The sequence below is a fragment of the Rhodopila globiformis genome (assembly GCF_002937115.1).
Classification (GTDB): Bacteria; Pseudomonadota; Alphaproteobacteria; order Acetobacterales; family Acetobacteraceae; genus Rhodopila; species Rhodopila globiformis.
Genome location: NZ_NHRY01000101.1, coordinates 1 through 8,690 on the forward strand (window position 1 = coordinate 1; position 8,690 = coordinate 8,690).

Sequence of the window (8,690 nt, forward strand, 5' to 3'; positions counted from 1 at the left end):
GTTGTTCGCAGCGGTCACGCCAACGGACCCCGGACGGCCCGGCAAATGGTCCTTGATCCGCTCCCACTGGTCGTCGCGCAAGGCATGTCGATGCATCGGTCAGCCTCTCCAAAGCTGACTGCCTATGCATCGAAGAACCGGGGCTGCTGGAATCGGGAAGCCGCTTGTTGATCAACGATTCCGCCGCACTGTTGCAGCCCAGACTCACTCGGCTGGCTCCAATTGACGACACGCCCTAGTGTCTTCGGGTTGACGCAATGGCGCTGCCGGCACTGTCGATCGAAGGTCGGATCGTACCAGGCCCCGCTGTTCCACGCGGCCGCCGCGACAGGAACCCGATGTTCAACCACGGCCTCTTCGCGATCGGCCATCGGGACGTCGCGCGCCATCCCGTCCGGGCGGCATGGGGCGCCGTCAGGACAGCGGGCCGACCTCGGACTCCAGGATGCCCCAGGCCTGGTCGCCGTATTTCTTCTTCCACTCGGCGTAGAATCCGGCCGACTTCAGCGCCTGGCGGAACGCCGGCTTGTCCGCCTCAACGAATTCCAGCCCCTTCGATTTCAGATCGTTCGTGACTGTGCCGTTCAGTTTCGCGATATCCGCCCGCTCGTCCAGCGCCGACTTGTTCATCTCCCGCGTCAGGATCGCCTGCGCGTCCGCCGGCAGGCGCGAGAAGCTGCGCCGGTTCGCCAGCATCCAGAAGCCGTCCCACATGTGGCTGGTCAGCGAGACGTATTTCTGCACCTCGTACAGCCGGGCGATCTCGATCAGCGTCAGCGGGTTCTCCTGCCCCTCGGCGATCTTCGTCTGCAGCGCCGAATACACCTCGGCAAAATTGATGCTGATCGGCGAGGCGCCCAGCGCCGTGAACATGCTGGTCCACAGCGGCGAGACCGGCACGCGGATCTTGAACCCCTTCAGGTCCGCCGGCGTCCGGATCGGGTGGGTGGAGCTGGTGATCTGGCGGAACCCGTTGTCCCACATCTTGTCCATCGCGATCAGCCCGCGCTTGCTGATCTGCCCGCGGACATAGGCGCCGAGCTTGCCATCCATCGCCTTCCACACGGTGTCGTAGTCCTTGAAGGCGAAGCCGACGCCGTTGATCGATGCCGGCGGCACCAGGGTGGCCAGGATCAGCCCGGACAGGGTGAACAGGTCCACCGCGCCCTCACGCAGCTGCGCCAGCGTATCGGTATCGCCGCCGAGCTGGTTGTTCGGAAACACCTGGATCTCCACCGCGCCGTTGGTCGCCGCCTTGATCCGGTTCGCCGCCTCCTGCTGGCGTATGGTCATCGGGTGCGTGGCCGGGATGTTGTTGGCCAGCTTCAGGGTGAAGTCCGCCGCCCGGGCCGGGCGCGTGCGAATGGCGAACAGCGGCAGCGCGGCCCCGGCGAGCAGGCTGCGGCGGGCGAGGGTGGGCATGGCTGGCTTCCTTGGCACGTTCAGGCGGCAAAATACCCTCCGGTAACATCGGCGCAAGAGCCCGCCGGCGCCGTAAAGGTTTTGGTAACCAACGCCTGCTAGCATGCCGCCCAGGAGACCGAGCATGTTGTCCTCGGCGGTGAAGAGCTGGTTCGGGCGTGCATCCCCGACGGCCGCGGCGAAGCCGGTTGCCGCGCCGCCCGCGCCTGCGCCGGAACCGCAGGTCCAGGCGCCGGCGCCGCATACCTCGCCGAAAACCCCGCCGGGGACCCCTTGGCCGTCCGCCCGCCTGGCGGTCGCCGATCGGCTGTGGGGCGAGGGGTTCAGTTTTCCGGGCGGCGAGGTCGAGGGCCTGCGGCTGACCCGCTCGCTCGGGCTGTCGCCGGCGACCAGCCTGCTGCTCGTCGGCGGCGGTGGCGGCGGCGCCGCCTGCGCCGTAGCGCGGGCGTTCGGCGCCTGGGTCGCCGCGCACGAGAAGGATACGGAACTGGTCACTGCCGGCAAGGGACTGATCACCCGCGTGGAACTCGGCCGCAAGGTCAGCATGGCGCTGTGGGAGCCGGACCAGCCGGCATTCGAGGTCCGCAAGTACCACCACTGCGTCGCCTTCGAGCCGCTCGCCGGCCAGCATGTCGAGCTGGTCCTCGACGGGCTGGCGCGGACGCTGAAGCCGGCCGGGCAACTGGTCATGACCGACCTCGTCGCCGCCGCCCCCCTCGACCCGGCCGATCGGCAGGTGGCGCGGTGGGCGAAGCTGGAGCGGCGGGACCCCGGGCAGCTGATGCCGCCGGCCGCGGTGACGCGCCTGCTCGGCCGCGCGCACCTGGATGTCCGCATCGCCGAGGACGTGTCCGAGCGGCACGTGGAGCTGGTGGTCGAGGGGTGGCGGGCGCTGGTGCGGGACTTGGTTACCCATCGCCCCGATCCCGTCACCGCCGCCTGGCTGGTGGCCGAAGCCGAGCTGTGGTTGCTGCGCACGCGGCTGATCCGGCAGGGACGGCTGCGCCTGATGCGCTGGCAGGCGATCAGCAAGGCACGGTCGGTTTAGGACAATTACGGATGGTTGGGACAGGTCGGGCCATGGCGAGACGAAGGCGCGGTCGATCCGCCTCAACCAGGCTGCTGTATCGCATGCCGGATGACCTCGGCGAAGGCGGGAGTGCCGGTAGGCGCTGGACGACATCGTCACGGTGAGCAAGCTGCCACGCCAGGAACGAACGTACCAACCTGATAATACTCCTGCGATGTCAACAGGCGCAACGAGCATCCGCCTGAACTCCGCAAATGCTGACGTGATGACATTCATGAGCTGAGGTCGCACGAACTGGACAACGTACAGAAACATCAGGATGCACGGACAGGGATTCATCGGGTGCCTCCACTACTTGGTCGATACGACTCCTTTACGGACATGGTTCATCCAGGACGCCTCTCCCGACAGCCAGCGGATAATCCTGGAAGTATTTCGGCGGCCTATGATGAACCCGGGCGCCAGACGCTTCGTCTGGCAAGTACAAAGCGTCAGGCCCAGGCCCGCATAAGCTGGCGGCGCCTGTTGTTATTTCCGATGAGTTGAAGATGGCCGGACCGCCCGGTCGGTTGCCATGGGGGCGGCTTCCCGTGCGATCCGCAACTGGCCGGAATCCTGCATATCGGCAGCCGAGCTCTTCAATCGCTCCTTATTGGCGCCCCATGCGGACCCGTAAAGCGGCGCTTGCGTGCCGGGCGGCAAACCCTGCGCGACGGCAGGATCGATGCCGACGCCGAGAATCAATGATACGCTGATTGTAACATGAAGCAACTTTGTCAAAACACGTCTCCTCAATCATGTTGCTACGGGATGTAGCAACAATTGCAAATGATCTGAGCGTGTGAATCAGGCAAGGTGGTGCGGCGCGTGAGTCAGCGCCAGGGATCGGCAGGCGATCTTCTCGTGGACGGCCGGAACAGCGGGTCTTCGGCCGTCGAAGGCATTTCTGTGTATTCGTTACTTATGAGCTTCGTTGCAGCGCTGCCGGGCCGAAAACAGCTCCTGGGCGGCCAGACCTGCAAATCCGACGAAACTGTCAGCCATGCCAGACGGGATTACGATGGTCATGCCGCGCTCCTTCGTTGCTTCATAGACAAGGTTCATGGACCGGAGCTGCATCGCACCCGGTGACTTTGCATAAACATCGGCGGCATTGACAAACGTCTGCGCAATGTCCTGCTCCGACGATCCGAGAATAATCCGCGCTTCCTTCTCACGCTCGGCCTGCGCCCTGCGACTCATCGCGTCCTGCAGGGCCGGCGGGATCGCCACGTCGCGGATTTCAACCGAGATGACACCGACGCCCCATTCCGCCGTCTTTGAACCGATTTCCGCCCTCAGCAGTTCATCGGCTTTTTTGCGTTCCGATAACAGATCGGCGAGTTCAGTTGCGCCGATCATTTCGCGAAGTGAAGTTTGTGCGACCTGACCGATGGCTTCGCGATAATTGGCGATCTCCAGCGCGGCCCGTTCGGTGTCATGCACCTGCCAGAAGATGATGGCGTCCACATTGACTGGAACCGTATCCCGGGTCAGGGTGCGTTCAGCGTTGAACCCGGTGGTCTGGATGCGCTGGTCGATCGACGTGGCCACGGTGTCAATAAAAGGTATGATCAGGAACAGGCCCGGCCCTCGGATGCCCCGGAGCTTGCCAAGCCGAAGAACGATCATGCGTTCCCATTGATTGGCGATCAGCAGGCACCTGGGAATCAGGAACGCGAAGACCACAAGCAGGCCGGCAACAACGTAGAGTGCCGGAAGTCTCCAGTAATATTCAGTGCCGACAGATGCTGCCGCACCCAGGAGCAAGATCGACGACACGAGTATCGCGACGTCGTTCGCGCTGCGCCCTGCAAGTAAATCTCTCATTTCCGGGTATCCTTTTCTTGCTCTATGGCTATAATACGCTGCGCTACCTCGATCGGGTTAAGTCCGTTGCTGCGTGCGGAGGCGATCGTGCGATGGGCCAGATCGTTAAGGCGTTCCACCTGTGTAGACAGATCATCCAACGGCGGCTTTTGCGCTACGAAGGTGCCGCGGGCCGGCTGGATTGTGATCACGCCCGTTCGCGCCAAAGCGTCGTAGGCATGACGGACGGTGTTGAGATCTATCCTGAGAGCAACCGCAACCTGACGCATGGTGGGCATTCTCTCACCCGGCTTGATCGTACCGGCGCCAATTGCCCGCAGCACTTGATCTCGTATCTGGATATAGATCGGTACGCCCGACTGCTCTATTCGAAGGGTCTCTAGCAACTGTATGCCTGTATGATAACACTCATACACAAGCACCAACCCTACCTTTCGTCAAGTCATAAATTAGTCGACCTGCTGTCACAGGAAAGGGATAGGCATGCCGCGTCGGAGGCAGCCGTTGATGGGCGTTCGGCATTGAGATGGCCTTGATCCGTCGCACCGCTTCAACAGCGAAAGGCGCCTGTGCAACCTCGACGAATCGGAAGAAGTTGCGCCTGCCATTGCATAGGCTCAGGGCATCTCGGTCTGGCCAAGACCTGAGCCAGGCATGCCACCACGTTCTGGGATTACCCGGGCGGTAGTTCACCGTGACGGGACAGGCGCTCATTCCTTATCTGCCGAATTTGATCCGCTGCAGCGGCCCACCTGTTCGAGCGGCACGGCGCCCGCGTTCTTGATCGTGTTATGTGGAGCAATCCCGCCCCGATGCCATTGCTCACGACATGCTTTGACCCGGCGCCCCATCGACATACGGCTTCAGCACCGCATACAGCACCTCATGCACCGGGGTCGGCACCTCAAGCTCCCGCCCCAGGGCGACGACCTTGCCGGACAGCCAGGGCAGCTCGATCCGGCTGCCCCGGATCAGGTCGTGCGCCATCGACGCCATCATCCCGGCCGGCGCGTTGCGGGTGAAGCCCATGGTCCGGTCGGCCGCGTCGTCCGGCAGCGCGACGCCGCGGGCGCGGCCAACGGCAACCACCTCCTGCGCCGCGCGCAGCATCAGATCGGCGATGTCCGGATCGTCGCGCAGCCGTCCCAGCGGCTGGCGGGTGGCGGCGGTGAAGGCGCTGTTGGTGGCGAGCAGGATGAACTTCATCCACAGCTCGGTCATGATCCGGTCGCTGTGGGTGGCGTCGAATCCAGCCTGCTGGCAGGCGCCCAGGAACGCCTCGCCGCGGGCGCTTTTCCCGCCGGCCAGTTCGCCGAAGATCAGCCGCATGAAGGTGCCGGTCTGGCGGATGACGCCGGGCGCGGCGATGGTGGCGCTGATCTGCGCCACCCCGCCCATCACCGCCTCGGCGCCCAGGATCGGCACCAGCCGCTCGGCGGCGTCGATGCCGTTCTGGAACGGGATCACCGCGGTGGCGGGGCCAACCAGCGGCCGGATGGCGGCGCCGGCGGTCTCGACGTCCCACAACTTGACGCAGAACAGCACGAAATCCACCGGGCCGATGCCTGCGGGATCGTCGGTCGCCGAGGCCGGGTTGACGACCGTTTCGCCACGCCCGCCCTCGACCCGCAGGCCGTTGGCGCGGACGGCGGCGAGGTGGGCGCCGCGGGCAACGAAGGTGACGTCGGCGCCACCCTTCGCCAGGGCGGCCCCGAACGCGCCGCCGACCCCGCCGGCGCCGATGACGGCTATGCGCATGGATGCAACTCCGTGGTGAATGCCGAACAGGATGGTGGGGATTGCGGCTTATGGCAAACGGGGGGTGTTGGGCGGGCGGTCCAACACCGGGTCACGCGAGACGGGCTTGCGGAGCGGCGCCGTTGTATTTACGTCTCTGTCAATACATGAGGCCGTGTCTTGCCGCAGTTCCTTTGGGATCCTGAAAAGGCCCGGCGTAACCTGGTCAAGCACAACGTCGCGTTCGAGGACGCGACGATGGTCTGGTTGGATCCGCTTATGCTCATCCGCTTCGATCGTATCGAAGACGGCGAGGAACGATGGCACGCCCTGGGCATGGCCGCGGGCGTCGTCCTGCTGCTGGTGGTCCACACCTACCCTGCGGAGGCCGACGACGTCATCAGGATCGTAAGCGCCCGAAAGGCGACAAGGCAGGAGAGGAAGACCTACGAAAATGGCGACTTCCAAGACAATGTCCAAAGAACAGCGCGAGCGGTTGGAACGGCTTGCGGCGATGCCCGACTCCGCCATCGACACCACCGATATTCCCGAGGTCCTGGACTGGTCCGGGGCAGTCCGCGGCGGGCTCTACCGGCCACGCAAGGAGTCCATCACGATCCGCCTCGACGCCGACGTCCTGGCCTGGTTCAGAAGCCACGCCGGGGACGGCAAGGGCTATCAGTCCGAGATCAACCGCGTCCTCCGCCAGCATGTCGCGGCGCAGGAGAAGTCCGTGCGCTGAATGAAACCATACATGTCTTGACCCCCTCCGCCACCAGCCCCTATCTGGCCGCGACAATCGACAAGGGAAACGATCATGAGCCTCACCCGCCGCACCGTGCTGGGCACTGCCGCCGCCGCGGCCACCGTGCCGCTGCGTCCGGCCCGGGCGCAAAAGCCCACCATCCGGATCGGCGTCCTCGGCGACGAGTCCGGCGTGTATCGCGAGCTCAGCGGCCCGGTCGCCATCGCCGCGGTGAAGCTGGCGGTGGCCGACAGCAAGGCCGCCGGGCGGGACATTCCGGTCGAGATCATCACCGGCGACCACCAGAACAAGCCGGATGTCGGCGCCAGCCTGGCGCGGCAATGGATCGAACGCGACAAGGTGGACATGATTGTCGACGTGCCGAACAGCGCGGTCGCGCTGGCGGTAGCAGGGGTCTGCAAGGAACTGGACAAGGCCTACATCAACTCCCCCGCCGCGACTGCCGATCTCACCGGGCCGCAGTGCGCGCCGACGACCGTGCACTGGACCATGGACACCTGGATGCTGGCGCACTCCACCGGCGCGGCGATGGTCAGGACGGGCGGGAACAGCTGGTTCTTCATCACCGCCGACTACGCCTTCGGCCATGCGCTGGAGCGTGACACCGCCGCCTTCGTCACCAAGGCCGGCGGCAAGGTGCTGGGCAACGTGCTGGCGCCGCTGGGCAATTCCGATTTCTCTTCGTTCCTGATCCAGGCGCAGTCGAGCGGCGCCAAGGTCATCGGCCTGGCCAACGCCGGCGCCGACACGGTGAACACGATCAAGCAGGCGGGCGAGTTCGGCATCACCGCCGGCGGCACCAAGCTGGCCGGGCTGCTGGTGTTCGTCAGCGACGTGCATGCGCTCGGGCTGCAGACGGCGCAGGGGCTGGTGGTGTCCAACACCTTCTACTGGGACCGCGACGACCGCACCCGCGCCTTCAGCAAGCGCCTGCAGCCGGCCATCGGCAACCGCCGGGCGGGCATGGGCCAGGCGGGGTGCTACGCCGGCACGTTCCACTACCTGAAGGCGGTCGCCGCGATGGGCGTCGCCGAGGCGAAAAAGAGCGGCGCCGCCACCGTGGCGCGCATGAAGGCGATGCCCACCGACGATGACTGCTTCGGCCCCGGGTCCATCCGCGCCGACGGCCGCGCCCTGCACCCGGTTTACCTCTATGAGGTCAAGAAGCCGTCCGAGAGCAAGTACGCCTGGGACTACTACAAGCTGCTCGCCACCACCCCCGCCAACGAGGGCTTCCGGCCGTTGCACGACGGCGGCTGCCCGCTGGTCCACGCGTAAGATTGCGGCGCGGGCCGGGCGGAGGCCCCCGTCAGGCCCGGCCCAGCCGCACAGGCGCTGACTTATACGATTCCCGGAAACATTATCGGTTTCGGACGATAGCAGTTTTCAGGGGCATGCCCTCAAGCCAGCGTCTGCAGGGACGACCGGCGATGATCCCGGTAATCCGATTCCCGGGAAACTTTGGCCGTTTTCCGCAACTGTTGGTGCGACCTGCGTTGGCCTGGAGCGTGCCGAAACCGACAATGCTTCCTGGGAATCGTATAAGAGCTTGGCTGACTGAATTCCTCTTGCGGAAGCGGCCGATGGTTTGAACACTGGCGGTGAGGTGGCCCCCGAAAACTGGACAGGGTGTTAAGAGAGACTGTAGTTTCCAGGCGACATTTCTTCTGCGTGGCGCCGGATTGGCGCCACGTGACCGGAACGATGAGGGCGGATCTGGGTGAGCTACGCGGCTTTGTCGGCGAGCGGCGCTGACGATCCGCTTGTGCCTGACGCAGCGGTGCCGATTTTTCCCCAGATCGCCGCGATGAAGGTCGATTGCCCGACGTCGCGTAAAATCCGGGCGATGCCGGCCTGGATCAGTCC

General features: G+C 64.9%; 8 protein-coding genes and 2 pseudogenes. 4 read left to right on the forward strand and 6 right to left on the reverse strand.

The genetic code is table 11. The features are described from left to right. Both CCS01_RS35090 and CCS01_RS10400 read right to left on the reverse strand, forming a co-directional pair. Positions 1-96, reverse strand: a pseudogene (locus CCS01_RS35090) (IS5/IS1182 family transposase); the annotation flags it as partial. A 318-nt stretch (positions 97-414) separates the two neighbouring features. Beyond that, positions 415-1,422 (reverse strand): TRAP transporter substrate-binding protein, encoded by a 1,008-nt coding sequence (locus tag CCS01_RS10400; protein ID WP_104518760.1) that lies wholly within the window; start codon positions 1,420-1,422, stop codon positions 415-417. A gap of 124 nt (positions 1,423-1,546) precedes the next feature. On the opposite strand from CCS01_RS10400, the gene CCS01_RS10405 reads away from it, so the two are divergent. Further along, complete coding sequence (locus CCS01_RS10405) at positions 1,547-2,470, forward strand: hypothetical protein (RefSeq protein WP_104518761.1); 924 nt, start codon at positions 1,547-1,549, stop codon at positions 2,468-2,470. 510 nt (positions 2,471-2,980) lie between these two features. Here CCS01_RS10405 and CCS01_RS32685 read toward each other — a convergent pair. The 4 genes from CCS01_RS32685 to CCS01_RS10420 all read right to left on the reverse strand — a co-directional run bounded on the left by CCS01_RS32685 (position 2,981) and on the right by CCS01_RS10420 (position 6,079). Then, complete coding sequence (locus CCS01_RS32685) at positions 2,981-3,232, reverse strand: hypothetical protein (RefSeq protein ID WP_146101666.1); 252 nt, start codon at positions 3,230-3,232, stop codon at positions 2,981-2,983. A gap of 177 nt (positions 3,233-3,409) precedes the next feature. Then, on the reverse strand, positions 3,410-4,321 hold the full coding sequence (locus CCS01_RS10410) for a slipin family protein (protein WP_104518762.1): 912 nt from the start codon (positions 4,319-4,321) through the stop codon (positions 3,410-3,412). After that, positions 4,318-4,707, reverse strand: a complete 390-nt coding sequence (locus tag CCS01_RS10415; protein ID WP_158258333.1) for a GntR family transcriptional regulator — start codon at positions 4,705-4,707, stop codon at positions 4,318-4,320. The genes CCS01_RS10410 and CCS01_RS10415 overlap by 4 nt, the downstream gene beginning before the upstream one ends. 436 nt (positions 4,708-5,143) lie before the next feature. Continuing rightward, entirely contained in the window at positions 5,144-6,079 is a 936-nt protein-coding gene (locus CCS01_RS10420) for a 2-dehydropantoate 2-reductase (protein WP_104518764.1), read from the reverse strand. 159 nt (positions 6,080-6,238) lie between these two features. Between CCS01_RS10420 and CCS01_RS10425 the strand changes: the two are divergent. From CCS01_RS10425 to CCS01_RS10435, 3 genes and pseudogenes are all read left to right on the forward strand, one after another. Beyond that, positions 6,239-6,484, forward strand: a pseudogene (locus CCS01_RS10425) (BrnT family toxin); the annotation flags it as partial. A gap of 28 nt (positions 6,485-6,512) precedes the next feature. Beyond that, a complete protein-coding gene (locus tag CCS01_RS10430) occupies positions 6,513-6,800 on the forward strand; it encodes a BrnA antitoxin family protein (protein WP_239992094.1) in 288 nt (95 codons plus the stop codon). Between the two features lie 75 nt (positions 6,801-6,875). Next, on the forward strand, positions 6,876-8,102 hold the full coding sequence (locus CCS01_RS10435) for an ABC transporter substrate-binding protein (protein ID WP_104518766.1): 1,227 nt from the start codon (positions 6,876-6,878) through the stop codon (positions 8,100-8,102). Positions 8,103-8,690: the final 588 nt, after the last annotated feature.

Coding starts and splice junctions, on each gene's coding strand:
- CCS01_RS10400 (WP_104518760.1), bottom strand. CDS start 1,422: ATGCCCACCCTCGCCCGCCGCAGCCTGCTCGCCGGGGCCGCGCTGCCG.
- CCS01_RS10405 (WP_104518761.1), top strand. CDS start 1,547: ATGTTGTCCTCGGCGGTGAAGAGCTGGTTCGGGCGTGCATCCCCGACG.
- CCS01_RS10410 (WP_104518762.1), bottom strand. CDS start 4,321: ATGAGAGATTTACTTGCAGGGCGCAGCGCGAACGACGTCGCGATACTC.
- CCS01_RS10420 (WP_104518764.1), bottom strand. CDS start 6,079: ATGCGCATAGCCGTCATCGGCGCCGGCGGGGTCGGCGGCGCGTTCGGG.
- CCS01_RS10430 (WP_239992094.1), top strand. CDS start 6,513: ATGGCGACTTCCAAGACAATGTCCAAAGAACAGCGCGAGCGGTTGGAA.
- CCS01_RS10435 (WP_104518766.1), top strand. CDS start 6,876: ATGAGCCTCACCCGCCGCACCGTGCTGGGCACTGCCGCCGCCGCGGCC.